Source organism: Prosthecobacter sp., from assembly GCF_029946185.1.
In the GTDB taxonomy this organism is placed as follows: domain Bacteria; phylum Verrucomicrobiota; class Verrucomicrobiia; order Verrucomicrobiales; family Verrucomicrobiaceae; genus Prosthecobacter.
The window spans coordinates 17,827-42,987 of sequence record NZ_JAQSEA010000046.1 but is presented as its reverse complement, the minus strand read 5'-3'; the positions used below and the strand labels follow the sequence as shown (position 1 = coordinate 42,987).

The 25,161-nt window shown below is 58.1% G+C and carries 27 protein-coding genes; 9 read left to right on the top strand and 18 right to left on the bottom strand.

Features of this window, described 5'->3' with window-relative positions:
* The first annotated feature begins 63 nt into the window (after window positions 1-63).
* The 3 genes from PSV43_RS02795 to PSV43_RS02785 are packed head-to-tail and all read left to right on the top strand — an operon-like array spanning window position 64 to window position 1,789.
* Entirely contained in the window at window positions 64-1,296 is a 1,233-nt protein-coding gene (locus tag PSV43_RS02795) for an LL-diaminopimelate aminotransferase (RefSeq protein WP_300193551.1), read from the top strand.
* Between the two features lie 34 nt (window positions 1,297-1,330).
* Complete coding sequence (locus tag PSV43_RS02790; protein WP_300193549.1) at window positions 1,331-1,525, top strand: hypothetical protein; 195 nt, start codon at window positions 1,331-1,333, stop codon at window positions 1,523-1,525.
* Window positions 1,526-1,531: 6 nt separating this feature from the next.
* The gene (locus PSV43_RS02785; protein ID WP_300193547.1) at window positions 1,532-1,789 is read left to right on the top strand and encodes a type II toxin-antitoxin system RelE/ParE family toxin; all 258 of its coding nucleotides are present in this window, start codon (window positions 1,532-1,534) and stop codon (window positions 1,787-1,789) included.
* 6 nt (window positions 1,790-1,795) lie between these two features.
* On the opposite strand, the gene dgt is transcribed toward PSV43_RS02785, so the two are convergent.
* Genes dgt through PSV43_RS02760 form a run of 5 tightly spaced genes read right to left on the bottom strand, consistent with a single transcriptional unit; the run spans window position 1,796 to window position 4,271 of the window.
* The gene (gene dgt / locus PSV43_RS02780; RefSeq protein ID WP_300193545.1) at window positions 1,796-3,070 is read right to left on the bottom strand and encodes a dGTP triphosphohydrolase; all 1,275 of its coding nucleotides are present in this window, start codon (window positions 3,068-3,070) and stop codon (window positions 1,796-1,798) included.
* Between the two features lie 53 nt (window positions 3,071-3,123).
* Window positions 3,124-3,318 carry a hypothetical protein gene (locus PSV43_RS02775; protein WP_300193543.1) on the bottom strand — a complete coding sequence of 65 codons (195 nt, stop codon included), beginning with the start codon at window positions 3,316-3,318 and terminating at the stop codon, window positions 3,124-3,126.
* A 39-nt stretch (window positions 3,319-3,357) separates the two neighbouring features.
* Window positions 3,358-3,726: a CoA-binding protein gene (locus PSV43_RS02770; RefSeq protein ID WP_300193540.1), complete on the bottom strand. Its 369-nt coding sequence runs from the start codon at window positions 3,724-3,726 to the stop codon at window positions 3,358-3,360.
* Window positions 3,723-4,076 (bottom strand): hypothetical protein, encoded by a 354-nt coding sequence (locus tag PSV43_RS02765; RefSeq protein WP_300193539.1) that lies wholly within the window; start codon window positions 4,074-4,076, stop codon window positions 3,723-3,725. The genes PSV43_RS02770 and PSV43_RS02765 overlap by 4 nt, the downstream gene beginning before the upstream one ends.
* A 6-nt stretch (window positions 4,077-4,082) precedes the next feature.
* Window positions 4,083-4,271 carry a hypothetical protein gene (locus PSV43_RS02760; protein WP_300193537.1) on the bottom strand — a complete coding sequence of 63 codons (189 nt, stop codon included), beginning with the start codon at window positions 4,269-4,271 and terminating at the stop codon, window positions 4,083-4,085.
* Between the two features lie 132 nt (window positions 4,272-4,403).
* On the opposite strand from PSV43_RS02760, the gene PSV43_RS02755 reads away from it, so the two are divergent.
* From PSV43_RS02755 to PSV43_RS02735, 5 genes are all read left to right on the top strand, one after another.
* The gene (locus tag PSV43_RS02755) at window positions 4,404-5,180 is read left to right on the top strand and encodes a creatininase family protein (RefSeq protein ID WP_300193535.1); all 777 of its coding nucleotides are present in this window, start codon (window positions 4,404-4,406) and stop codon (window positions 5,178-5,180) included.
* Window positions 5,177-6,097: an ABC transporter permease gene (locus tag PSV43_RS02750; protein WP_300193533.1), complete on the top strand. Its 921-nt coding sequence runs from the start codon at window positions 5,177-5,179 to the stop codon at window positions 6,095-6,097. The genes PSV43_RS02755 and PSV43_RS02750 overlap by 4 nt, the downstream gene beginning before the upstream one ends.
* Window positions 6,094-6,963: an ABC transporter permease gene (locus PSV43_RS02745; RefSeq protein ID WP_300193531.1), complete on the top strand. Its 870-nt coding sequence runs from the start codon at window positions 6,094-6,096 to the stop codon at window positions 6,961-6,963. Before PSV43_RS02750 ends, PSV43_RS02745 begins: the two co-directional genes overlap by 4 nt.
* Window positions 6,964-7,043: 80 nt before the next feature.
* Window positions 7,044-7,388 (top strand): hypothetical protein, encoded by a 345-nt coding sequence (locus PSV43_RS02740; RefSeq protein WP_300193529.1) that lies wholly within the window; start codon window positions 7,044-7,046, stop codon window positions 7,386-7,388.
* 111 nt (window positions 7,389-7,499) lie between these two features.
* On the top strand, window positions 7,500-9,128 hold the full coding sequence (locus PSV43_RS02735; protein ID WP_300193528.1) for a peptide ABC transporter substrate-binding protein: 1,629 nt from the start codon (window positions 7,500-7,502) through the stop codon (window positions 9,126-9,128).
* A gap of 63 nt (window positions 9,129-9,191) precedes the next feature.
* Here the strand turns inward: PSV43_RS02735 and PSV43_RS02730 are convergent, their stop codons facing one another.
* The 9 genes from PSV43_RS02730 to PSV43_RS02690 all read right to left on the bottom strand — a co-directional run bounded on the left by PSV43_RS02730 (window position 9,192) and on the right by PSV43_RS02690 (window position 19,361).
* Window positions 9,192-11,006 (bottom strand): alginate lyase family protein, encoded by a 1,815-nt coding sequence (locus tag PSV43_RS02730; RefSeq protein WP_300193526.1) that lies wholly within the window; start codon window positions 11,004-11,006, stop codon window positions 9,192-9,194.
* A 17-nt stretch (window positions 11,007-11,023) separates the two neighbouring features.
* Entirely contained in the window at window positions 11,024-13,156 is a 2,133-nt protein-coding gene (locus PSV43_RS02725) for a bi-domain-containing oxidoreductase (RefSeq protein ID WP_300193524.1), read from the bottom strand.
* A gap of 15 nt (window positions 13,157-13,171) precedes the next feature.
* Entirely contained in the window at window positions 13,172-14,536 is a 1,365-nt protein-coding gene (locus PSV43_RS02720; protein WP_300193522.1) for a hypothetical protein, read from the bottom strand.
* 45 nt (window positions 14,537-14,581) lie between these two features.
* Window positions 14,582-15,214, bottom strand: a complete 633-nt coding sequence (locus PSV43_RS02715) for an FkbM family methyltransferase (RefSeq protein ID WP_300193520.1) — start codon at window positions 15,212-15,214, stop codon at window positions 14,582-14,584.
* 227 nt (window positions 15,215-15,441) lie between these two features.
* Complete coding sequence (larB, locus tag PSV43_RS02710) at window positions 15,442-16,236, bottom strand: nickel pincer cofactor biosynthesis protein LarB (RefSeq protein WP_300193518.1); 795 nt, start codon at window positions 16,234-16,236, stop codon at window positions 15,442-15,444.
* On the bottom strand, window positions 16,233-17,033 hold the full coding sequence (gene larE, locus PSV43_RS02705; RefSeq protein WP_300193516.1) for an ATP-dependent sacrificial sulfur transferase LarE: 801 nt from the start codon (window positions 17,031-17,033) through the stop codon (window positions 16,233-16,235). Before larE ends, larB begins: the two co-directional genes overlap by 4 nt.
* Window positions 17,030-17,680, bottom strand: coding sequence for a class I SAM-dependent methyltransferase (locus tag PSV43_RS02700; RefSeq protein WP_300193513.1), 651 nt, complete (start codon window positions 17,678-17,680; stop codon window positions 17,030-17,032). Before PSV43_RS02700 ends, larE begins: the two co-directional genes overlap by 4 nt.
* Window positions 17,677-18,390 carry an exosortase-associated EpsI family protein gene (locus PSV43_RS02695; protein ID WP_300193511.1) on the bottom strand — a complete coding sequence of 238 codons (714 nt, stop codon included), beginning with the start codon at window positions 18,388-18,390 and terminating at the stop codon, window positions 17,677-17,679. The genes PSV43_RS02700 and PSV43_RS02695 overlap by 4 nt, the downstream gene beginning before the upstream one ends.
* Window positions 18,387-19,361, bottom strand: coding sequence for an exosortase/archaeosortase family protein (locus tag PSV43_RS02690; protein ID WP_300193509.1), 975 nt, complete (start codon window positions 19,359-19,361; stop codon window positions 18,387-18,389). Before PSV43_RS02690 ends, PSV43_RS02695 begins: the two co-directional genes overlap by 4 nt.
* 222 nt (window positions 19,362-19,583) lie before the next feature.
* On the opposite strand from PSV43_RS02690, the gene PSV43_RS02685 reads away from it, so the two are divergent.
* Complete coding sequence (locus PSV43_RS02685; RefSeq protein ID WP_300193507.1) at window positions 19,584-20,594, top strand: glycosyltransferase family 9 protein; 1,011 nt, start codon at window positions 19,584-19,586, stop codon at window positions 20,592-20,594.
* Here PSV43_RS02685 and PSV43_RS02680 read toward each other — a convergent pair.
* The 4 genes from PSV43_RS02680 to PSV43_RS02665 are packed head-to-tail and all read right to left on the bottom strand — an operon-like array spanning window position 20,591 to window position 25,136.
* Window positions 20,591-21,403: an FkbM family methyltransferase gene (locus tag PSV43_RS02680; RefSeq protein WP_300193505.1), complete on the bottom strand. Its 813-nt coding sequence runs from the start codon at window positions 21,401-21,403 to the stop codon at window positions 20,591-20,593. The two genes, PSV43_RS02685 and PSV43_RS02680, sit on opposite strands and share 4 nt — an antisense overlap.
* Window positions 21,360-22,544 (bottom strand): glycosyltransferase, encoded by a 1,185-nt coding sequence (locus PSV43_RS02675; RefSeq protein WP_300193503.1) that lies wholly within the window; start codon window positions 22,542-22,544, stop codon window positions 21,360-21,362. Before PSV43_RS02675 ends, PSV43_RS02680 begins: the two co-directional genes overlap by 44 nt.
* Window positions 22,541-23,683, bottom strand: coding sequence for a hypothetical protein (locus tag PSV43_RS02670; RefSeq protein ID WP_300193501.1), 1,143 nt, complete (start codon window positions 23,681-23,683; stop codon window positions 22,541-22,543). Before PSV43_RS02670 ends, PSV43_RS02675 begins: the two co-directional genes overlap by 4 nt.
* Entirely contained in the window at window positions 23,640-25,136 is a 1,497-nt protein-coding gene (locus PSV43_RS02665) for a hypothetical protein (protein ID WP_300193499.1), read from the bottom strand. The genes PSV43_RS02670 and PSV43_RS02665 overlap by 44 nt, the downstream gene beginning before the upstream one ends.
* Between the last annotated feature and the right edge of the window lie 25 nt (window positions 25,137-25,161).

The window sequence follows — 25,161 nt, the reverse complement described above, 5'->3', positions numbered from 1 at the left end:
TTGGGATTCGACGTCCTTGCATCCCTGCCACGACTCGCCAGACTACCTGCCCTTTTCCCAGCCATGGCCTACATCAACGAAAACTACAACAAGCTCAAAGCCGGTTACCTCTTCCCTGAAATCGCCCGTCGTGTGAAGGTGTTCACCGAGGCCAACGCCGAAGCGGCCAAACGGCTGATCCGCTGCGGTATCGGCGATGTGACCGAGGCGCTGCCAGAGGCCGTGCGCACGGCGATGCACAAGGCCGTGGATGAACAGGGTGACCGCGCGACCTTCCGTGGCTACGGCCCGGAGCAGGGCTACGATTTCCTGCGCAACGCCATCGCCGAAAACGATTTCAAGGCCCGTGGCATCCAGGTGGAAGCCGATGAAATTTTCATCTCCGACGGCAGCAAATGCGACACCGGGAACATCCTCGACATCTTCGGTGCGGGGAACAAGATCGCGATCACTGATCCGGTGTATCCTGTGTACGTCGATACCAACGTCATGGCGGGCAATACGGGCGAGGCTGACGAAAGCGGTGCCTATGCGGGCCTGCACTACCTCAAGTGCACGCCTGCCAACGGCTTTGTGCCTGAGATCCCGAACGAGCAGGTGGATCTGGCCTACCTGTGCTACCCGAACAATCCGACGGGTGCTGTGGCCACCCGTGCGCAGCTTGAAGCGTGGGTGAAATACGCCTTGGCCAACGGAACCACGATCCTCTATGACGCCGCCTACGAGGCTTTCATCCGTGATCCTGAGCTGCCGCGCTCGATCTATGAAATCGAGGGAGCGCGTGATTGCGCCATCGAGTTCCGCAGCTTCTCCAAGAACGGCGGTTTCACCGGTGTGCGCTGCGGTATCGTGATCATTCCAAAGGGCCTTATGGGCAAAACGAAAGCCGGAGGCAAACAGGCGATTCATGCGCTCTGGAGCCGCCGCCACAGCACGAAATTCAATGGTGCCTGCTACATTGTCCAGCGCGGTGCGGAGGCGATCTACTCGGCCGAAGGCAAGGCGCAGGTGAAGGCACTCATTGAGCACTACATGGGCAATGCGGCGCTGCTGGTCGATGCTTGTAAAAAAGCAGGACTGACCGTTTTTGGAGGAGTCAATGCGCCCTATGTCTGGGTCGGCTGCCCGAGCGGCGTGACGAGCTGGCAGATGTTCGACAAGATGCTCAATGAGGCAAATGTGGTGATCACTCCTGGCAGCGGCTTCGGCAGTGCTGGCGAGGGCTACTTCCGCATCAGTGCGTTCAACAGCCGTGCGAATGTGGAGGAAGTGTGCCGGCGGATTGCGGCTTTGTGATTTACTACCACTGGATTTGACGTTAAATTCAGCCATGCCAGTCCTAGAGGCCATCGAGAATGACATAAAACAACTCCCGCGCAACGCAGCGCTGGAGTTGCAGGACTGGCTGGCGGATTATCTCGACGACCAAGAGATGATCTCTCCCGATTTTCTGGCTGCCATTGAACGTGGGAAAAGTGATCTCGAAGAGGGACGTGTGCGGGTCCTTCGCTCCGACAACTCTTGAGTTAAGATGCATCAAGCCACTGAGGTCTATACCAAGGAGTTTGATCAGGTTTATCTCTCCTTGTCGGCAACAATCAGGCAACGCATCGAGTCCAGGATTCGCGAATTGGGTGGCAGGCTGGAGACCTATCCTCACATCAGGCTGCAAGGACGTGAAGAGTTCAAACTACGCGTGGGCGATTATCGCATCATCTACGAGTTCGATCTTGGGCGAAATGAGATTTATCTTATAGCGATGGGACACCGTCGTGAAGTCTATCGGTGACCTCGCTCACACGAAATCCGTGATCGAGCCGAAGTCGGCGTCGAAGAGGCGGCGGTAGGTCCGGAAGGCGAAGTGGTCGGTCATGTTGGCGATCCAGTCGCAGACGAGACGGGCACGGGCGGATGCATCGGCGGCGGCTTGGATTTCCTTTTCGATTGAAGCAGGCATCAGGTGCAGGCCTCTGGGCTGCACGGTGTCGATGTAGCGTTCCTGAAGCACGCCGAAGACGCGGGTGAGGATGAAGTCGGCCTTGTGGTCGAGCTGCTGGAGCTGCGGGCTGAGGAAGACGAGTTCGAGGGCGATCTTTTTGTGGAGATCTGCGCGCCTGCGCTGCACGGGATTGATTTCCAAGGCATGCTGATGTCTGCGTGTGCTCTGGCTGAGGAAGTTTGCGGCGGGCACCAGTTTCGTGGCGCGGATGCATTCGCCAATGAGGCGGTTCAGGCGGCCTTCGACGCGGTTTTCACGCACGGCTTTGCAGAGGAAGGCCACATCAGCGAGGTCGGCTTCGGAGAGGTCACCCTGCTCTTCCGCCCAGCGTTCCAGGCGCTGCACGTTGATGAATCCGGCGTGGATGCCGTCTGCAATGTCATTGAGGGAGTAGGCGGTGTCGTCCGCCCAGTCCATGATCTGGCACTCGATGCTGCGGAAGCTGTTGCGCACCGGACCAGGGGTGAGTTCCAGAGGGAAGGCCTGACAGCCGAGGGTGAAATCGAGCCAGCGTTCCTGTTCGTTGTAGAGGTAGTGATGTTTTGCCTGTGGGGTCTCAGCTTGCAGCGTTTTGTATTTCAGTACGCCGTCCAGCAAAGCGCGGGTGGGATCCATGCCGCTGCGGCCTTCGCTGAAGAGTGTCTGCGTGAGGATGCGGAGGGTCTGGGCATTGCCCTCGAAGCCGCCGTAGGGTGCCATCAGGTGGTGCAGGGTGCGCTCGCCAGCATGGCCGAAGGGAGGGTGGCCGAGATCGTGGCTGAGGCAGGCGCTTTCGACGAGATCGGAGTCGATGAAGCAATCATCATCCAAGGACTGGCTCTGCTGCGTGAGCCAGCCGCAGATGCTGCGGCCGATCTGTGCCACTTCAATGCTGTGCGTGAGGCGAGTGCGGTAGAAATCGTACTCGCCGGACAAGAAGACCTGGGTCTTGTTTTGGAGGCGGCGAAAGGCGCTGCTGTGGATGATGCGATCCCGGTCGATCTGGAAGGGGCTGCGGTATTCACCGGCATACGCTGAGCGTGAAGCGAGCGTTTCGAAGTCGAAGGAAGTGTAAAAGCGGTTCGCGGGCATGCGGTAGGTACCGCGATGCTAGCAGGTCGTGGCGGACGGGCAAGGCCGCTGCTTCAGTGTTCCCGACGGAAGGCAAACTGCTCAGGAGGCATGTAGCTGCCGTCTTTCGAATCTCTTTGCTGACGTTTGCCCTCGACGAAGGCGGGCTTGAAGGTCAGGTGCTGCACCTTTTCGATCTCGACATCGGTCACACCCTTCGCCCGCAGGCGGCTGCGTTCATAAAATCGAAATTTTTGGATTTCAAGCATGGCGGTTACTTTTAAAGACACCCATGCAGTGAGTTGTGTTCAAAACTGACCGGTGTTTAGCAGCACCAAGGTGCAGGCTTCCTCGCAACCAATTCCAGCTTTTTGCAAAGCATCTGCCAGAGAGGCATTTTCCGCGCCCGGATTGAAGATGACCCTGCGCGGCTTGAGTGCGATGAGCTTGTCCTGCAATCCTGCAGAGATCGCGGGACCGACATACATTGTCACAGTATCCACCGGATCTGAGATCAAGTCCAGATCTGCCACCACGGAAATGCCCTCAATTTCCGCCAACTTTGGATGCACGGGAACGACTTCATGCCCGTGCTTCTGTATAAGGAGCAAAGCGCGATGGCTGTAGCGCGCGGGATTGTTGCTGGCTCCGACGATGACGACTTTTTGTTTGCTCATGATTTTTGATCCTCCTCATCCAGATGGAAATGATGCAATGCGCGATGCGCCGCCGGCGCGAGCACAATGCCCATGATGGAAATGAACACCAAGCCACTGAAGAGGGCGTAGAATGAAGCGAAGATCTTGGCGGCATCTGAAGGCAGGTCTCCCATGGGTCCCATGCCGCCCAGGATCATCGAGGCGTTCAGCAGGCTGTCGATCCAACTGAATTTGGCGATGTAATGATAGCCGAAAATGCCGATGCCGAGCGCCACACTGACGACGATCAACGCTATGGAGGCATACTTGATCACCCGCCGGGCAAAAACCCAACGCGGAGCAAGAGGAGCGGTGCGTGATTCAAACATGGCGTACTACCATCCCGGCGACGCCACAAATTGCAAGACCGGCTCCGGCTTTCCGATTTCGTTGAAGCGGAACTTGCCATCGTGACAGCCGGTGATGATACGCGTGGTTTTTCCGATGCGCTGCATCAGTAATACGTTCACACGGTCATCGTACCGGGGGATCTTGTCTTTGGTCCTGCGGCTTTTCGGGTCCACGGAAACAACGCGAGTACGCAGTCACGTGCACTGACCAGACGTTTGCGTTCGGCCGGCTTCGTGGAATTCACCAGCCTTGTGGCCGAGTTTGTCGGACGTTGCATCCAGCGTTTGCCTCTTTTACATGCGACCATGAGCCCGAGACCTTGGATCATTGCTGAAACAAACTGGAAACACGTCAAAGCCACGCGCTACGAGGCGGCGGTACTGCCATGGGGAGCCACGGAGGCGCACAACTGGCATCTGCCCTATGCGACTGATTCGCTGCAGAATGATGCCATCGCAGCCGAGGCAGGGCGCATCGCGTGGGAGGCGGGAGCCAAGGTGGCCATCTTGCCGAACATACCTTTCGGGGTGCAGACGGGACAGCTTGATGTGCCATTCTGCATCAACATGAATCCGACCACGCAGATGATGGTGCTCGACGATGTCATCAGCAGTCTGGAAGGCGTGGGTGTGATGAAATTCGTCATCTTCAACGGCCATGGTGGCAATGATTTCCGGCAGATGCTGCGGGAACTGCAGGCGAGGCACCCGAAGATGTTTCTCTCCACCGTTTCCTGGTTCAATGCGGTGAAGGGAGAAGACATCTTCAACATCGTGGGTGATCACGCTGACGAACGCGAGACCAGCCTGATGATGCACTTCCATCCCGATCTGGTGCTGCCGAAAGACGAATGGGGTCCTGGTACTGACAACCGGTGGAAGCTGAAGGCGATCAACGAAAAATGGGCTTGGGCGCAACGAGCTTGGAGCAAGGCGACGAATGATACGGGTTCGGGAGATCCGCAGCATAGCACGGCCGAGAAAGGCCAGCGGTACTTTGAGGCGCTCAGCGCCAAGATCTCGACGTATCTGATCGAACTCGCCGCCGCAGACATCAGCGATCTTTACGAGAAATCGAAATGATACGCTTCATCGTCAGCCGCATCGTGCAGGGTATCATCGTGATCTTCGCGGTGATCACCATCACGTTTACGCTGTCGAAAATGGTACCTGGCGGTGCGGTGCGGAATGAGCGCTTCATCACCGAGGAAGCCCGGAAGGCGCAGGATGAGTATTACGGACTGAACAAACCATGGATCGTGCAGCTAGGGCTGCAGTTCAAGCATTACGCCACGCTGGACCTGCCGGAGTCGTACCACTACAAGGGGCGTGGCGTGGATGAGATCATCGCCTCGGGATTTCCGATATCGGCAGCAGTGGGTGGTGCGGCGTTGCTGATTGCGCTGGCCGTCGGCGTGCCGCTGGGAGCCTACGCGGCGCTGCGGCCCAACACGCTCGAAGATCGCACGAGCACGGTAGCGGCCACGCTTGGCATTTGCACCCCTAGCATGGTACTTGGGCCGCTCATTGCGCTGCTGTTTGGCCTGAAGCTGCGATGGTTCAATGCCTCGGGCTGGTTTGATGCATCGGACTGGGTGCTGCCTGCGCTCACGCTGGGCATTATCTACAGTGCCTACATTGCGCGGCTCACACGCGGCAGCCTACGTGAGACGCTTGCGCAGGAGTTCATCCGCACCGCACGTGCGAAAGGAGCGAGTGAAAGTTCGGTGGTCTTTCTCCACGCGATGAAGCTTGCCTGCCTGCCGGTGCTCAATTTTCTCGGGCCTGCGGCGGCGGGGCTGCTCACGGGTTCCTTCATCGTTGAAACTGTGTTTCAACTGCCCGGCCTCGGCCAGTTTTTCATCTCCGCAGCCACGAACGGTGATCACCAGCTGACGATTGCCATCTCCGTGTTCTACGCCGCTCTCATCGTCAGCTTCAATCTGCTGGTGGACATCCTGCAGGCTGCTCTCAACCCACGCATCCGACTCCAGGCATGAGCAGTACCACAGGGCCCAGTCTTTCTCCGATGCGTGCTGCGTGGCAGCGGCTCATGCGGCAGCGCATGAACGCGTGGGCGTTGTGGTTTCTAGTCGTACTCGTGCTGCTATGCGGCGCTGGCCCAGAGTTGTCGCCTTACGATCAGTCGCAGCAGAATCTTGAACTCAAGGCCGCGAATCCAAGCACTGCGCACTGGCTGGGCACGGACCCGCTGGGACGTGACATGCTAACGCGCATTCTGCACGGGGGGCGTGTGTCCCTGGAAGTCGGATTGCTCGCCACGGCGGTCGCGTCCATCATTGGTGTGCTTTACGGCATGACCGCTGGCCTCGCTGGCGGACGCATGGATGCGGCGATGATGCGCATCGTGGACATCCTGTATGCTTTTCCCTTCATCAACTTCGTCATCCTGCTCATGGCCATCGTGGGGCGTGAATTCTGGCTTATCTTTGTGGCCATTGGTGCGGTGGAATGGCTCACGATGGCGCGAGTTGTACGCGGGCAGGTGCTGGCGCTGAAGAATCTGGAGTTTATCATTGCGGCGCGGGCCTGCGGTGCGGGCTTCTGGCACATCGTGTGGAAACACCTGCTGCCGAATGTGATGGGGCCGGTCATCATTTATGCCAGCCTCACGGTGCCGGGCGTGATGCTGCTGGAGGCGGCGCTGAGCTTCCTCGGCCTCGGCATTCAACCGCCGGATGCGAGCTGGGGTGTGCTGATCCAGGAAGGGGCCAGATCGGTGGAGAGTTATCCCTGGCTGCTGATTTACCCCGGCATCTTTTTTTCCACCACGCTGCTCGCGCTCAATCTGCTGGGGGATGGTCTGCGCGATGCGTTCGATCCCAAGTCGATGTCACAGCAGTAAATGAAAAATATTTTCATGCGGGCTGAATACGCGTGACGAAAACTCGTCAGAGAGTGCGGACACCCATTCCTCCCACTCCAATGAAAACACTCTTCTCAGTCATTGCTGCAGCCGCAGTTCTTGGTTTTGCAGCTCCCACCAGTGCCAAGGCTGAATGCCAGGGCGAGACACGCATCGTCGGCTACACCGCCTATGGCGCTCCCATCGTTTCCGTTTACCAGATTGTCGGTTACGACGGCTATGGGCGTCCGATCGGCCGGTGGGTGACACAAGGCCCGCAGGGTGGCTACGGCTACGGTGGAGTGCAGCGCCCCATCATTGTGCGGCCTAGCATCAACTTTGGTTTTGGTGGCTACAACTCCGGCTGCAATACCGGCCATGGCTACCATCATGGCTCCAGTCATCATCGTGGTTTCCGCAGGTAGTAGCGCGGGAACCTGATTGATAGCTGCCCACGCGGCCCCGCCAGTGCACGGCGGGGCCGTTTTGTTGATGCCTTCGTTGCATGAATGACGTGCTTCGTGTCATGTTTGCGCATGCGCTGGATTTTTCGTATCCTCTTTCTCGCCGCCTGCCTCAGCGGCATCGCGTGGTTTCATCACGTCCGTACGCACCGGCCTACGCGGGTCGAGGAGGCCAATCGCGCCGGCATTCTTCTGGCTGGCAACGGCAGCGAACCTGCCACGCTCGATCCGCATCTTGCCAGCGGTCAGCCGGAGCATCTGATCTTCCATGCGCTCTTCGAGGGTCTCATCGCCCCAGCACCTGACAATCCTGATGGTGATGCGCCCGGCGCCGCCGCCACATGGACCTCCGACCACTTCACCGTCTGGACCTTCAAACTCCAGCCACAGGGCAGATGGAGCGATGGCACGCCGCTAACTGCCGCAGATTTTGTTTACTCTTACCAGCGCATCTTGACGGCGCAGCTCGGTGCGGATTACGCGAGCATGCTTTACCCCATGCTCAACGCGGAGGAATTCCACACTGGTAAAATCAAGGATTTTTCCCAAGTCGGCGTGAAGGCACTCGATCCGCTGACGCTGCAGATCACGCTGAAAGGCCCTGCGCCCTATCTGCCGAGCATGCTCAAGCATTATGCGTGGTTCCCGCTGCCGAAGCAGGCCATCGAAAAATTTGGCAAGATGACCGACCGCAACACACGCTGGACGCGGCCTGCAAACATGGTGTGCAACGGCCCCTTCAAACTGAAGAGCTGGCAGGTCAATCAGGCGCTCGAAGTCGAACGGAACCCGCAGTACTGGGACGCGACCACGGTCAAGCTCAACGGGATCATCTTCCTGCCCATCTCAAGCGACACGACGGAGGAGCTCGCCTTCAACGACGGCCAGCTGCATGTAACGCTGACGATGCCGCTGTCGAAAATCCCTGCCTACAGCGAAAGCAAATCGCCCTATTATCACAACGATCCCCTGCTCAGCGTTTACATGTACCGCTGCAACACCAAGAAAAAGCCTTTCGACAATCCGCTGGTGCGGCGTGCTCTTGCCCTGGCCATTGATCGCGAGAGCATCACGCGGAATATTCTCCGCGCTGGTCAGCAGCCCGCCACCGGGCTGACCCCGCCGGGTTGCAACGCTGACTACAAAGTACCGAACATCATGCGCTTCGATCCCGCCGAGGCGAGGCGGCTGCTGGCCGAGGCTGGCTTCCCAGATGGAAAAGGGTTTCCGCCGTTCGACATCCTCATCAACACGAGCGAGTCCCATCGTTCGCTCGCCCAGGCCGTGCAGGCCATGTGGAAGGAGCATCTCCACATTCCGGCTGGCGTGTTGAACCAGGACTGGGGTGTGTATCTCGAATCTCAGCGCAAGTTTGATTATCAAATCGCGCGCTTCGGCTGGGTGGGTGACTATCTCGATCCCTCCACTTTCCTGGCCATTTGGCAAACCGGGGACGGCAACAACAACACGGGCTGGGGCAGCAAACGCTATGACGAACTCATCCGTCAAAGCTTTCTGGAAGCTGATAGCGGCAAACGTCTGCAGCTCCTCAGCGAAGCCGAAACCCTTCTGCTCAACGAGGTTCCCATGCTTCCGATTTATTGGTACACGCATTCCTATCTAATGCGCCCTGAAGTCAAAGGGTTGCTGCCGTCCTTGCTGCAACATCGTTGCTACAAGGCGGTGGAATTGAGGCCGTGAGTAAATAAAAAGGCGCAGGAGAATCTCCTGCGCCTTGTACTCGCTGCGAAATGGTGAGGCCCGTCAGCCTGACTTGCGCCAGATCGTGGTCAGCGTGCCACGAAATATGATCTTCACAGCTTGCGTGGTCACCCGTTCACGGAAGTGGGGCGAAGCCTCGCGCTCAACGAGCTCCCATTGTTCGATGGCCTCGCCATTCAATGTCGCATGCACTGGAATAGATTCGGGGTGATGGCAGACGAAACTGTTTTTGTGCTCCTGCTCGACACGCCAGCCCGGCGCCAGCTGCCACGTCACGACGTGAGATGTAGCAAGGCCGACATCGTCGCAAATTTCCACCTGGTCCTGCGTGGCATGCACGGCACGCTGCCTGCGCCGCCCTTCACAGGCAAGGCTCATCACGCAGATGTCATCGCTGATTTCGAGATCTGGTTTGCCATGATGCTTCGCCCACAAAAACGCTCCCATGCGCTGGGGTGTGGAACGGCCTGTGACCGGCACGGGTCCATTGTGAGCCTCCCATGACGCGAGTCGCGCCCGTAGTTCCGGGTTGCCATAATAAGCGCCTGTTCCTGGATCAATGATGAGCGCGTGCTGCTCAAACCACAGCGACACATGCAGTGCATCGAGATGACCATGCGCGGCCATGCTTCCCAGCCCGAGTGGGGAGGCATCCGCTCTAGCAGTCCAGCGTGCGTCGCGCCAGATCGCCAGCCCGCTTTGCTCATGCGTCAGCCACTTGCTGCGCGTTGCCTCTTTTATTCCTTGGGGGGGCTCACCCAGCCAGAAGCGTAATGCAGCGCCGTCTGCCCGGTTCAGCAGCCAGCCGCGAAATTCTGCAGCGGCGTTCGTGCGTTTCAGCGGCAGCGGCAGCACCTGCGCATCATCGGAATCGCCAAAGTCCCAGCACTCCGGAGTTTCAACCACATCCACGCAGTACTGTGCGGCTTTGGTGAGCAGCTCGCTTACTTCTGCTTTGAAGCCACCGACAGCTGTGCCTGCATGCCAACACATTTCCCAGGCGAAGAGGTGATAGTGAAGCGCCTGCTCCTTGTTGCCGCCATCGGGGGCGAACTGCTGCAGAATCTCACGCTCCAAAAGTTTCACCAAGTGCTGTGTGGGATGGATCATGCGCGCCAGCGCCGGCCAGCGGGAGATCGCCATCAGCAGTGCGCTCAGTTCACCGATGAGATGATTGTTCGCCGAGGAGCCGAACGATCTGCGCTGCCAGATCCACCATGCATGCGGGGGAACGATGCGGGCGGTCAGTTCATCCTGCCTGCGGGCGAGTTCGGGATCGTTGCAGCCGCGCACCAGCGCATCGAACCAGCAGAAGTTCATCAGTCGCAAACCTGCTTCCAGCGGACTGGTCCAGTTGATGCCATGTCCTGGTGGGTTGCGATCACACCAGTCCTCCAGCCAGAGCTGCGAAACGCGGATGGCATGCACTTCGTCGTTCAGCGCACTGTGCATCGCCATGCGTGTCATTTCACTCCAGCGATTGATCTCCCAGATGGTTCGTGCATCTGCGTCGTGCTGCAGATGACGATGATCCAGCTTTCGCGAGGGGATGTCTGGATCAATCACGACACCCAAGGTCGCATCGCGGTGCCAGCATGGTGGTGCCCCTACTTCGACACACTTCCAGCCGAAAAGATCCCACTCACCGCGCATCAGCCTTTCAGCATCCGCAGCGAGTTGTCTGCACAACTCGGGCGGCACTTGATCGCGCCGGGGCAGCTTGGGGACCTCCGTGAAGGTGCCATCCCATGTCCTGCGGGAGATTCGCCGGAGATTCGCGATCTCGTTTCGCCGTCCAAGGCGCTCAGCCACGCGACGGGTGATCTCGCCGACACTCATGGCGCGCAGCCGCTGCATGTACCAACCCAGTCCCATCAGAGTTCGATGCTTCGCCCTTCTCGAATCGACTCCAGCACTGCAAACGTCAGATGCATGCTCTGCCGTGCCTGTTCATAGGGCAGCGGATGTACCGCTCCGTCCTTCAAGAAGGCCAGCCATGCTGCCATTTCTTCTGCATGGCCCTTAGATGCGAATTTTTTCACGGTTACTTTGCGCTGTTTGAAAATCGACAGCTTCATGAAGTTCTCGCATTCGCATACCAATCCGCTGGCGAACACGCGAAATGTTTCCTTTGGAAAGGCAGAGTCGCCTTCGGCTGAGTAAATCACCTGTGCTGATGAGCCGTCCGCAAACTCGATCTGCGCTGTGACTGAGTCAGGCACATTGGGACGGCCAACCGTCTGAGCTGAGACCTTCACCGGCTTGCCGAGAACATGGCAGGCGAAATCGAAGAAGTGACAGGCCTCTCCCAGCACACGTCCGCCACTTTCGGCGACATTCGCATACCAGTGATCTGGCGCGAGCACGCCTGCATTCACCTGAAAGGCCAGTGTCTTCGGTCCAGAGACGGCTTTCAGCACTTCCATCATCGCTGCTGTCGCAGGAGCAAAGCGGCGGTTGAATCCGACCATCACGCTGCCCTTTGATTCGAGCATGGCTGAGTCGATCTGCCCTAGTTCCTCAGGGGTCAAACAAAGTGGCTTTTCCACGAACACCTGTTTGTCGGCTTGAAGCGCCTTCAATACGAGCGGTGCGTGCAGATGATGTCGCGTGCCGATCATCACGGCGGCGGCTTTATGATCAAACACCTTCGCGGAGTCTGTCTCTGCGTTCGCGAAACCAAACTTCTCTTTCACGTGACGCGCTGAGAGGCCGGTCGCATTCACAATGGTTTCGAGGGTGAGCTTTCCCTTCACATGCGGCAGCAACATTGTGCGTGCGAAATTGCCAGCACCGATGACGTCGAGTGTGTGAATGCGGTTTTGCAGTTGAGCTTTTAGGAGGTCTGGGAACTCGGGTGCTGTTTCGCGTTTCCCGTTTCCAGACCGGGTGAAGCCGGGACTACAATACTCGATCAGGACGCCTAGCTCGCTCTCGAGTTGGTCGTAAACTTCCAGGACATCGCCAAAGCCAACCCGGCGTGTTGTTACCGGATTTAAATCAAGCTGCCCGGTGCGCATCAGTTCCAAGGAGGCCTCAAAGTTGCGGTTCTCGGTCCAGCGCACGTGGCCGATGGGGTAGTCCTGGCCACCCCATTCGTACTGGGGATCGTAGCGACCTGGGCCGTAGCTGCGCGAGTAGCGAACCTGAATGTCTTTCATGTAGGCCGTCTTCCATGATAACTCTGCATCGTAGATACCTACGATCACCATCACGCCGCGATCACGCAGGCATGAGATGGCGGTGTCCGCAGCATCGCGGCCTTTGCCGCCGACACAGAGCAGCACTGCGTCCACGCCGTGGCCGCCTGTCCATGCGCGCACCTCGTCTTCGAGCTTTGATTGCGTGGGATTCACGACGCGCTCTGCACCCATGGCGAGGGAGGTTTGCAAACGGTCTGAGACGAAATCCACGCCCATCACCCGTGCACCGGAAGCTTTGAGCAAGCTCGTTGCCAGCAGGCCGACAAGCCCCTGCCCCAGCACTAGAACGCGCTCGCCAAGCCGCGCACCGCTTTGGCGCACGGCTTCCATTGAGATCGAAGTGAGCGTGGTATAGGCGGCCTGCCAGTCTTCCACGCCTGCGGGAATGGGTGAGGCGAGCAGATCTGGCACTGCGATTATTTCCGCATGAAAGGCACACTCTGCGCCGCCGCAGGCGACGCGGTCTCCTATGCGAAAACGCGAGTTCAACTCATCCACCGCGACCACCACGCCTGCGGCTGAATAGCCTAGAGGAGTGGGTGATTCGAGTCGGTTGCGCACCTTTTGCAGGGCTGCTTTCCAGCCTAGTGTCTTCGCCGTGTCGATCACTTTTTTGACCTGATCCGGCCGCGCTTTTGCTTTTTGAAGCAATGACATCCGTGCCTGCTCCACCTTCATGCGTTCCGTGCCCGGCGAGATCACCGAACACGTTGTCTGCACCAGGATGCCTCCAGGCGGCGGCACGGGTGCAGGGACGTCCTGCAATTCGAGGCGTCCGTCTTGGTATTGGGCGAGTTGTTTCATCGATGGGAATTCAAATCACTGTTTCAGCCTGCTCACCAGCCACTTGTGCTTGCCCGCGCTGGTTTTCTCCACTTCCGGCACCTGCCGTAGAGTGAGTGTGAAGTCATCGCCTAGTTTTTTTAACAGACCTGAGCGCATCGCATCATCACGGCTGCTTTGCCATTGCTGACCGGGTTGAAAGCGGCATTCTACGATGCCTTCGTGCTCTTGGAAAAACTGCACGGCGAGCAGGTTGTCGAAGATGCGGTCGTGCATGTTGATGGCGGTGAGCGAGATGCGGCGACCTGTGGCGCTGACGAGGTATTCGTAATCGCGGCCGACGATTTCAGATGCCTCACCATTCGTGACTTTCGCGTAGTCTCCGGTGCGATACCTGATGAGGGGCATGACGTGATTGTGAAAGGAAGTGCCGATGATTTCGTGGTTTCCGTCTGTGTCTGGTTCACCGAATTCGGTGAAACCATAGGTGGGCCAGAATTGGAGGTGGTTGGAGGTGCGGCCCTGAGCGGCGAGGACCACGCGCTCGCTGTGGCCATACCAGTGAAACACGCGTGCTTCGAAAAAGTGCTCCAGGTATTGCTGTGACTCTGCGGTGAGTTTTTCTGAACCGCAGAGCAGCGAGGTGAGCTTGAAGTCGAGATTGAGGCCGGTTTGCTCAAGTCCGCGTGCCAGCATGAGTGCCGCGCTGGGATAGGCATGCAGGTGTTGAGGACGGAAGCGGTTCAACGCAGAGACGTACTCGGGCAGGCGTTCCAGCGTGAGATGGTAGGAGGAAAGGATGAGCCAGTTACGGGTGGCGTCGAAGTAGCTGATGTCACCACCGGCTTTGCTTGATGTAACGCCACCGCGAATCACGGCCACGCGATCTCCAACGCGATAGCCGCGCCGTGACCACTGAGCCTCCAGATAGGCCTGCTCCTTTGGACGACTGATGCCTTTGTGCAGATAAAAACCGACGGGGACGCCGCTCGACCCGCCTGTGGTGATGTAGAGGCGCTGCTTGGCGCCGAACTCTGGATTGACCATCTGCTCGCGATGCAAAACTAAATCCTGCTTTGTCAGCAGCGGGTAGGCGGATAGTTGTTCGAGGGCTTCAAACTTTGATGGATTGACTCCATGAGCTGCAAATCGCTCCGCATAAAAGGGAGTCTTCGCTGCTGCGGTCAACGAATCTCGGAGCGCCGCGATCTGATAGCGCCGGATGGTCGCCGCATCCCACGTCTCCACATCGCGCGCTTCGTTTTGAAATCGCGTGTAGGCCGGGCCGTAGCGGAGGGACGATGGCATCGCCCTATACAGCCGTCCTGCCAGTGACTTCACCGGCTGCGGTGCTGCTTCGTAGAGTTTGAGCAGCGGATATAGAGTGTCTTCGAGCGACATTTTATTTGGCGAGAAGGCACACTGGAAAGTAATCCACTCCCATTCCTAAATTGCAGGCGGCTCCCGGTGCTTGAGGTACAGATTGCCATCAAAAGGTGCGACTTCGTGATAACCCGCATCGAGGAGCAGCTTGCGGAGCTCGGCAAGGCTTGAACCAAACTCCGCCAATTGGTTGTCGTATCCTTCGATGCAAAGCGCCGGACGATGCTTTGCAAGCAATTCAGACATTCCCTTCAAAGCGAGCACTTCCGCACCTTCGACATCCATCTTGATGCAAGCAACGCGGCTGGAGAGAGGGTTTACCTTCACCCAATCGTCAAAGATGACGGCATCCACCTGAATGACGTCCGAAGTCGATGCCCCGGTGGCAATGCGTGAGTGACCCGAGTTGATCGCCTCAACTGCGAATGACACTGCCCCGGCCACATTTGACACGGCCTTGCGCACGACCTTCATGCGGTCGCCCAATCCGTTTCGCTGCACGGATTCGCTGAGGCAGAGTTCGATGGGAGGATTTGGCTCGAAAGCAACCACATGAGCCTGCCGCAGTTCGGATGCGACGAGCAAAGCGAAGTAGCCAACATTGGCTCCGATGTCGAGGAAGGTCTCGCCATCCTTCATATTGTTGAGAATGAACCTGCCTGTCGTCGGCTCGAGGTTTCCGAACAAGCGGAGCATGAAGGAAGTGTAATCAAACTCCGAGCCGATTTTCATCTCGACGCCTTCCCGAGTTGTGACCCATTCTGAGCGGCTCAGGAGCATTTGCCGTATGGGCAGATTGGAAGAAGAAATCCGCATGAAGCGGTCGCGGCCGCGAATGAAGGGCCAACGACGGCAAAAGCCAGTCCAGGCCCTGCCCCAGACACCTGGGTGAGCGGTTCGCGCGGGTGATGTTTGGTCGCTTGTCATGGGTGTTCTGAGAACATTCGCGCTTCAAGCGGTGCTTGAGTTTCACGGTGATTGAGAATTCGCAACGCAGCCATGGCGGCACCAAAACCATTGTCGATGTTCACCACGGTAAGGCCAGCGGCGCAGGAGTTGAGCATGCTGAGCAGAGCGGAGATGCCATGCAGATTTGCGCCATAGCCGACGCTTGTTGGAACTGCGATCACCGGAGCAGCGACGAGTCCGCCGAGGACACTGGGCAGTGCGCCTTCCATGCCGGCGATAGCGATAACGATGCTCGCTGCACGCAACTCATCAAGGCGTGCAAGAAGACGATGGAGACCGGCCACACCGACATCAGTGATGCGATTCACTCTTGCACCACAAAATTCCAGAGTCTGCGCGGCTTCTTCGGCAACCGGCAGGTCAGAGGTGCCGGCACATACCACTGCGACCGGTGCCAATGGGAACGAGCCAGTCATCTGTCCGATGCGATACAAGCGCGAAGCATTGTCATAGCTGCCGGTGGGAAAACGTAGCTGTAGCAGGGCGGCGACTTCGGGATGCACGCGAGTGGCGAGCGCACAACCATGGGCTGCGACAAGGGTGGTGAGGGCGTCCGTGGTCTGGGCGGGCGTTTTTCCTTCGGCGTACACGGCTTCGGGAAAGCCCTGGCGGATCATGCGATGCGTGTCTGCCAGCACCTGGCCGGCTTTGGCAAAAGGCAGGGTGCGGAGACGTTCCAGCGCCTGGTCAGGAGGTAGTGTGCCAGTGCTGACTTGAGCGAGCAGAGCACGCAGATTTGACTCGTTCATGCTGAGCGGGCTTTGAGCACTTCGTTCATGCTGCCAGTGCGCAGCCCGGCGAGATCAAGAGTGATGTAGATGTACCCAGTGGCACGCAGCGCGGTGGTGATGGCTTCACGCTGCTGCAAGGCGGGCAGCATATCGGCCTCGGGGACTTCGAGACGGGCGACATCGCCATGATGGCGCACGCGCAGTTCGCGGAAGCCGAGGTCAAACAGCGCGGCCTCGGCGCGCTCGATTTGAGAGAGCAGTTTGGGCGTCACGCTGGTGCCATACGGCACGCGGGAGGCGAGGCAGGCGGCGGCGGGCTTGTCCCAGTTTGGCAGGCCGAGGGCCTTGGCTAAGTGTCGCACGTCTTGTTTGCTGAAGCCGAGATCGTGCAACGGGCTAAGGATTTTTAATTCGCGTGCAGCCGCGCGACCGGGCCGCACATCCAGCGTATCCTCGGCATTCATACCATCGAGCACATGCACGATGCCATTCTGCTCTGCAAACTGTCGCAGCGCACGATAGACGTGGTCTTTGCAGAAATAGCAGCGGTTGGGTGCGTTCGCCTGATAGGCAGGATCGTTCACCTCCTCGGTTGGCAGCAGTTCGAGGCGTGCGCCAAGCTGCTGAGCGAGAGTAATGGCTTCGTCCTTTTCGCTTTGTGGCAGGCTGGGAGAGACGGCGAGGAGGGCGATGACATTCTCAGTGCCGAGCGCATCCAAGGATGCCTTCAGCACGAGCGTGCTGTCCACACCTCCTGAATAGGCGACGGCGACCCGGGCCAATGGTATAAGATGATGCAGCAGGCGGTCGATCATACGATTTTTACAGCGATGTAGCTTTTGGTGAAGAGGCCGAAGCAGACCTTCTCGCGAAGAATTTCGCAGCCAGGAAATAGCTGCACCATTTCCGCATGGGTGAGGAGGCGGATGTCGCTGATGAATGCGGCGACCTGCTGTGCATCTGGACGGGTGAGCCAGCCCCAGACGCTGAAGTTGCGAGTGAGACGGTGCTGCCAGGATTTTGGCAGCCAGTGGATGAAGGGGGTCATGAAATGCGGCTCGATCCAAAACTCCTGCGCAGGTGTCTGCACCCACAAGCGCCTGCCGGTGCGGATCACCTCTGCGGCGAAGGTTCTTTGACGTTCAAAATCACCCACATGCTCAATCACGCTGTTGGAAAAAACGATGTCGAAGGAGCGATCTGCAAATGGCAGGGCGCAACCATCCGCGACCAGAAAACGAAAATGCCCCGGATCGATAGGCTGAGTGATTTCGTGGACGTTAACGATATGAATTTCCGCCGCGATCTGCTCATGCCCTGCCCAAGTGGCCGGATAACCGCCGATATCGAGAATGCGCTCATGAGGCTGCGGCTGAATGCGGTCCACAAACTGTGCGAACCGCTTTTTACGGAAGGTTTTGAAAATCAGCCGCCAGATGTGATGGATGAGCGTCTGCTTCATGAATGTGACATGAGGTTTTTCTGAAACTTCGGTGCCAGAGTGCGCACGAGATTGAGCAGCATCGTGACCGTTTCTTCATCACTGCGCATGCGCTGGCCAGTTTTCTCCGGTGGCAGGCCTTCTGTGACCCAGGCCATGACGGAGGGATAGGCCCAGCGGTGGTTGACGTTGCGCAAAATGTTGTCGCTAAAGCTCAGAAGCTGACGTTCCAGATTGCTCGGAGTGGTGACATCCGCCCCAACGAACCAATAGATATAGTGTGCGCGCAGCGGCATCTTTGTGCCGTTGCTGAGGAGCACTTCGCGCACGATGGCGAGATCGCGCACCTGCAAGACTTCGCCGGTGAAAAGCTTGACCTCGCGCACGCGGGAGTCGGTGAGAGTCCACCCCTGGCCATCGAGGCAGACCTCAGGTCGGTGGATGCTGCGACTGTCATTGCCCGCAATAACGAGGGACGCCTGGGCGAGATCGCGATTTCCAATGGATCGTCCAGGTGTACGATATGCGCGTTTAACGATGATCGTGTCACTGGGAAGCAACGAGATTTCCATTTCGCTCGGTGCTTCGCTTTCACCGACGAAATCACCTGCGACCATGGGCAATTCGGCCAGCACACCTGCTTCATCGCCGCCTTTCATCGCAGGCGAAAACTGGCAGAGCAGCAGCGTCATGCAGCAAAGCGCCAGGAGAGTGAACGAACGGAAGATCATGATACAGGGGCAACCACCTGACGTGAGACTGTGCGAGAGCGCTTGAAACCCAGGCCGCCACAGAAGTGATTCAGCAGCCATGAGGCGAACTGCAGCAGAAGCAGGGCGACGAGGAAGACGCCAATGCCGGTGAATTCGTGGAAGACGGACACTTCCTTATCAGCATCGCCAATGGCCCAATGCTGACCGAAGACCATGGCGGAGAAGATCAAGACCAGGATGCGCACCATGTTTGCCACAATGGCGATGGGCAGGATGGCACTGAACAGGGCGAGCCTGCGCCATAGCACACGCTGGCGGAAATAGCTGAACAAGGCACCGACGACAAGGAGCGCAAACAGTGAACGCATGCCGGAGCAGGGTGCGGCGATGCCCACGCTGAACAAGTCGCCCGCCTTGCGACCCAAGTCGGTGTTTGGCATGGATTGCAGCGCGGTGCCGGAGACGAGGGAATCGACGCCCACGGTATTGAGGACAAAGCCTGTCGTCTTCACCATGAGAAGCCGCATCTGGTAGCCGATGCTTTCCTCCAGAAACGGCAGCGGCCACATGAAGCCGAGCATCAGCCAGGCAAACAGCCGGGTGCGACTGCGCTGTGAGCCTTCAAGCCACAGCGATGCACCTGCAACCAAGGTCATGACGCCCAAGTAGCCGCAGTAGAAGTTGTTGGCGCGGAACCCGGCGAAATAGAGGAACAAAGCGAAGACGATGAGCAGGAATCCCCAGTGATTCGAAGAGACAGGAAGCCGCGCGACCTCCCTGCGCCGCGTCCAGAGCAGAAAGCCGACAATGAACGGCAGCAACGCGCCGTGCTGCCAGGTGGGGTCCTTCCACTGCATGAGCAGTTCAGCGAGGATCGTGCGGCGGAAGTGGCCGTAACCGGCGGCGTAGGGCTGAATGGCAATCAACAGCAAGCCACTGGCGACCAGAAGCGCCAGCACGAGCCATGAAGATGTGCGCAAACGACTCATGATAAGTGCCTGAAAAAACAACGGCGAAAAGTATCAGTGCGACCCAGCATACCTAACAAATTGTTTAACTGATCCCGCCCCCCTTGAATTTCGTTGAATGCAAATGTCAGCAATGCGATGCTGGAAGCGCCGCAGATGCTATGATGGCCATGGGATCGCATTAAAAGCAGTAAGGCTGAGTCACTGGGATAAGATTCAAGGACAAGCCTGTCAAAACATTCGATGCTCAAGACGCTGCTCATTTCCAAAGTGAACCAACTCGGCGACAACGTCGTGTACCTGCCTGTCGTGCAGTCGCTTGTGGCGGCGCATCCGGAATGGCGCATTGTGGTGCTGACGAGTCCGACGGCGGCGAGGCTGTATGAAGTTTGCTGTCCTGGAGTGAACGTCATCACTTATGAGACAGCGGAATTCAATCGCGCGTGGCGACATCCCGCGCGGCTGTGGCGTTATTGGCGGGATATTCGAGCGATCAAGCCGGACGCATGCCTGCTTGGTTGTGATCAGGGAAGTGTGGCGCATCTGCTCGCAAGGAGCAGCGGCGCCCGAGTCAGCGTCGGGCCACAGTCCGACCGAGTGAAGCTGAATGCGCTCCTGAACGTTCGTCTGCCTGCAAAAGGTGAGGAACATGTGGCGATCTACAACTGGCGCATTGCCCAAGCGCTGGCAAGACGTTTGGAGCTGGACGCTTTGCCAGAAAAAATGCCGCCCCCGGACTTGAGCGCCTTTGGCCGCGAAGCACATGAAGCGGTGGTGATGCATGCGGGTGCAAGCCGTGCCTACAAGCGCTGGCCGTTGGAGCGCTGCATCGAGCTGGCGAACCGGCTGTCTGCCCAGCATGCGGTGACGTGGTTTGAGCAGGACGAACCCGGCGAGGACATGCTGAAACCAGAAGTGCGAAGAGTTAAACCCGGGAGTCTGGATGAACTGGTGCGCGTGATGGCGGGTGCGAAGCACTTCATCGGCAACAACTCGGGTCCGATGAACATCGCCTCGGCGCTCGGCGTTCCAGGAACGATCTTCAACGGTCCTTCGACTCCCAATTGGGATCCGCCCTGGCATACGGGCGGTTTTGACATTCTCCGTGATCCCAAACTGGCCTGCCAGCCGTGTGATCTGCTGACTCATCCCGTGAATGCCTGCCAGAACATGCAGCAGCCGATGGCCTGCATGGACCGCTGGAGCGTGGACGAGGTGCATCGGAGGATTGAAACGAGGCTAGCTGCTGCTTAATCCACCCACTGACGATTGACGAACAGATGAACGTCATCGCAGGTGGAAGAGGTCTTGATGCGTTCAAAGCCCTGACTCATGAGCTTTCTGAGAAGGGCGTCCTGCTTCGTCGGCTCTGCCGCATGGATTTCGATGATCAGATAATGAACACGACGCAGGCTGTCGGCAGTGTCACCCAGGAAGACTTCGTACTCAGCCCCTTCGACGTCCATTTTGCAAAGGTCCACGACCCCATCACTGAAACCGCGAGACATGACTTCATCAAATGTGAGGACCTCGATGATCGCCTCCTCATTGGCAGCTCCATCCTTCGCGCCATAAATGGAAAAGTCGGTGCCGCCCGGAGGGAATGAAAGTGTGAGCTGACGCGAATGACCGCCAACGGCGACGTTCAAGACCTTCGCCCGAAGCCCGACATTGTGCCTGATGTTGAGAGAGAGACGGGAATGAGTGAATGGATTCACCTCCACGCAGGTGAGTTCTGAAAGGGCGAAGCCGAGGTCGAGACAAAGCAGAGGGAAGCCGCCGCCATTGGCTCCGAGGTCCAGAAGTCGCAACTGCTGAGGCATCTGCATTTCCTTGAACAGTTCCCGATACATCGGACCCGCAATGCAGTCACGGGTGCCGTTTTGATCACCTGCGAGATGATCGACCAAAAACTTCAGACGCCCCTTCGCATAGATCGTCCAGCCAAGCCGTCGGCCCAGCATTCGTTGGCAGAGTGTGAAAAACACCCGGTCGAACTGGGTGATGGCACGCAGGCCTTCAAGGGCGTTGGTGAGCTTCTGAAACATGAGCGGGCGCTGCAAGGTGATGATGGATGAACGCGGCCCACTGTTTAGCGACGGCGTCATGGGTGTAGAGCCTGCGAGTGCGGTCGAGCTGGCTCTGAACGATGGTGGAATTATTCATCACGTCACGAATGCACGAGGCAAGAGCCGTGGCATCGCCGTGGGGAAAAACGGCTTTTTCATGGCCGATGACTTCGGGGATGGCTCCGCTGCTGGAGCCGAGAGTGGCAACGCCGCAGGCCATGGCTTCGATGAGGACATGGCCGAACTGTTCCTCCCAGCAGAGTTGCATCGTGCGCACCGGTTTGCTGGCAAGCACGAAGACATTAAGGCAGCGCAGGAAAGAGGGGATTTCGAAATGCGGACGTGTTGGCAGCAGATGCAGCCAGGGGCGGGTATCCTGCTGTTCCTTGAGCCAGGAGTCGAGTCTGCCAGAACCGAGAATGGCAAGGTGAACGTTCTGCAAGGCCTCGCAGGCCTGAAGCAGTTCGTGGAGGCCTTTTTCTTCGGTCAATCGGCCGCAGTAGCCAACGATGAAAGCGTCTGCAGGTAATCCGCAGGCCTGACGCAGCATTGTACGTTCGGCCGATGAAGCAGGCAGATGATTGTCGAGATCGACACCGAGCTGGGGGGCTACGAGCACATTGCCTGCGTGAGCACCGCAGCGCTGCACGAGCTGTGCCGCGGCTTGATTGCCAGCGATGATGAAATCAGTGGTGGCGGTCATGGCCCGATAAATGGGAGCAAGCAAGGCCCCCTTCCATCCGGGGCGCTCGATGTTTTCCCAGGTGAACTCACCGAACAGAGCATGAGCTTGGAAAAGAGCTTTCAAAACCCGCGCCTGCCAGCAGACACGCGCCCAAGGTTCATTTTCGACGAGCACTACATCAAAGCTGCACGACCGCATGACAGCGGTGAGGCCGATGTAGTGAAAGGTGGTGCTGGTCTGACCCGAGCGCGGCAGGCGGATGAGCTGATAGCTGCGTGTGGGGGCGTCAGAGTCGTTGTCGAACTCGGACGAGGGGCGGCCAAGGACCAAGTGCTGCTCGGTGGTGGAGGTGACGCAGACGAGCTCGAAATGTGCCGCGAGTGCCTGGAGCTTCTTGCGATTTTCGAGCGCGGCATAGGTGTGGCCGATGAGCAGCAGGCGGGGTCTCATGCGGGGGATGAGGCTGCGCCAAAGGCGGCTTCACAGACGACCGAATCAGCAGCACATGCCTCGGCAAAAATTTGCACCCAGTCTTCGCCCGCAGGGAGGATGCTGTGACGTTTGAGGAGAAGCTGGCGTGAATTTTCGAGGGCGGCCAGAAAGTCGGGGGAGTCGCGCTGACCTTCAATTTGATGATAAGCTCGCGCCCAGGCATCAGGATCGAGATTGTTAAGCATCGGCACAGGATAGCGGCACTCTGAAAACAGCTCGGTGAGGCCCATGCTGTGATTGGCGAGGACCGGCACACCGGCGGAGATGGCCTCCATCGCGGCGGTGAGTCCGGCAGGATTGTCACAGGCGACGATGGGGAGCAGCACCATGGGAGCCGCATGCAAATGCTCCAGGTACTCACGATGGGAGGCGTTCAGAACGAGTTCGAAACGCGGATTTGCAATTTCTGCGGCAAAGCGTGCCTGCAGTGAGTCGATACGAGCAATGCGTGTGATGGAAAGACCGCTATGCAGCAGAGGAGCCACCATGGATTCATCACGACTGATGTTACCTGGCAGAAGGGCGCGAGTTTTTGGCGCATCGTCTTCAGGCTGAAACCAGACGGTGTCGATTTTCCACGGACGTAAAACCACCCGATGAGCTCCCAAGCGGTGCGATGTGGTGGCGAACTGCTCGAACGTGATGCACTCGACCTGAAAGGCGGGCGAGGCCTTTCGAAGTTTTGAAGCGAGTCTCTGAAGCGCAGTGTCGTGGTAAACGACACGACGAATGATTTTTCCTTCGGTGCGAAACAGACCCCAGCGGGAGAGCAGAAGCAGGACCGTGTAGTGCATACCACTGAGGCAATAGATCATGCGTGCCCGGCGAAGGGTTGCGTAGTTTTGCCAGACAAGACGGAAAGCAGTGCTCAGGCGACGGAGAACACCGCACTGTTTGCGGTGATAGTCGCATTCGAGCTGCTCATCATTCTGAAACCATGCGCCGATCAGGGCCCTGCCCTGGGCAGGCAGCGGCACCGCATCCAAGAAGCGACGAGGCCTGCCGCTGTAATCGTACAGTCCATGAGCGGCCAAGACGACCAGTTGTGACGAATCAGCCATAGGGGAGATTTCGATTGAACGGAGTGGTGCCGGCATGGGCGAAGGAAGGACTCTGCATGGGTGGTGACGACTGCTCGGGCTGCGGCTTTTTCACCCGAAGGCCTTCCTGGTGAATGATGCAGGCATTGAGCGCGCCGGCGATGAACCAGCAGAAGAAATTCACCGGAAAGGTGGAGGTGACACTGCCTGCGAAAACATTGTGAACGAGGAGACCGAACTCGATGCCAACCATCCACAGGCAGATGCTGAAGACAGGAGTGCCGCGCAGACTGAGCACGCTACGGTGAAACGAATGCAAGGCCAACGCCGCAATGATGAGCAGGGTGCCGAGCGGCAGCCAGCCTATTTCAAGCAGCAGATTGGAGATGAGATCATGACTAGCGACCATGTGTGCTTCATGCATATCGGCTGCGCCTTTGGTACCGTAACCGAACATGGTCCACATGAGCGGATTGTGTGCAATGTCATGCATGCCGTCGAGACGGTCGCAGATGGTCCAGAAGCGTGAAAACTGCACGCCGATGGCGGTGCCGCCAAAATTTTCGAGCGCCCAGAGCGTGAGCTTGGTGACGGCATTGATCAGTTCCTGAGCAAAAATGCAGGCGGTGACAAACATGGCGGAAACGGTGGCGTAGAGCGTCGCGGTGCCACGTGCGCTGCGCAGCACGGGCAGCAGCAGGATGGGCAGAATCCAGTTGATGTTGGCAATGCGAGCCATGCTGGCGATGCATGCGAGCACGAAGAGCGCGAAAAGCACGAAACTCATTCCACCCCAGGCCCGTGTGCCGGTGTCGCGATGATAGCGGCGCACCATGAGCGCAAGGCAGGCGCATACGGCGCAGGTCGTGCCAAAGGGGGAGCTGTCCACCAAGGTGGAGAACGGACGGGGACGGACGTCATCAAGATGCTTGGAGAGCACGGTGAGACCGGACTGCAGGTATTCGATTTCGAACTCGCTGAGGCCGAAGATCTGCTGCTTGATGCCGTAGAGAGCAACGGGGATGAAAACGATGAGGCAGTATTTGAGGAAGGCGACGATTTGGGCCGGAGTGCGAAAAATGCAGGGAACCACAAACAGCAGGAACATGTAGGCCGCACCATCCGCGAGCTGAGTAACAGCCGCATTGAAGCCACCGCCGCTGCGTAAAGCGGAAACACCGGAAACGATGAAACCGAGGAAGCAGATGAGAAGTGAAACCAGTTTGCGTCTTTGATGAAAACTGCCGTCGTGAAGTGAACGGACCAAGGTGCCGATGCAGATGCCAGCCAGCGTCAGCGGGCAAAGGGCGCGCACCCATAGAATGTCGTTCATGGTGACATGGCCGTCGAAGATCATCATGCGCTTCAGCAGGTCGCTATATCCGGCATAGAGCACCATGAGATACAGAGCCAAGCGCGGCTGGAGAACCGCGAGGATGAACGAGCCGATGGAGAGAAACTGCGCCAGGGCACCGATGGTATTGCCGCTACCGAGCAGCACGGACAGCATGACATAGATAGCTCCTATGCCGCCG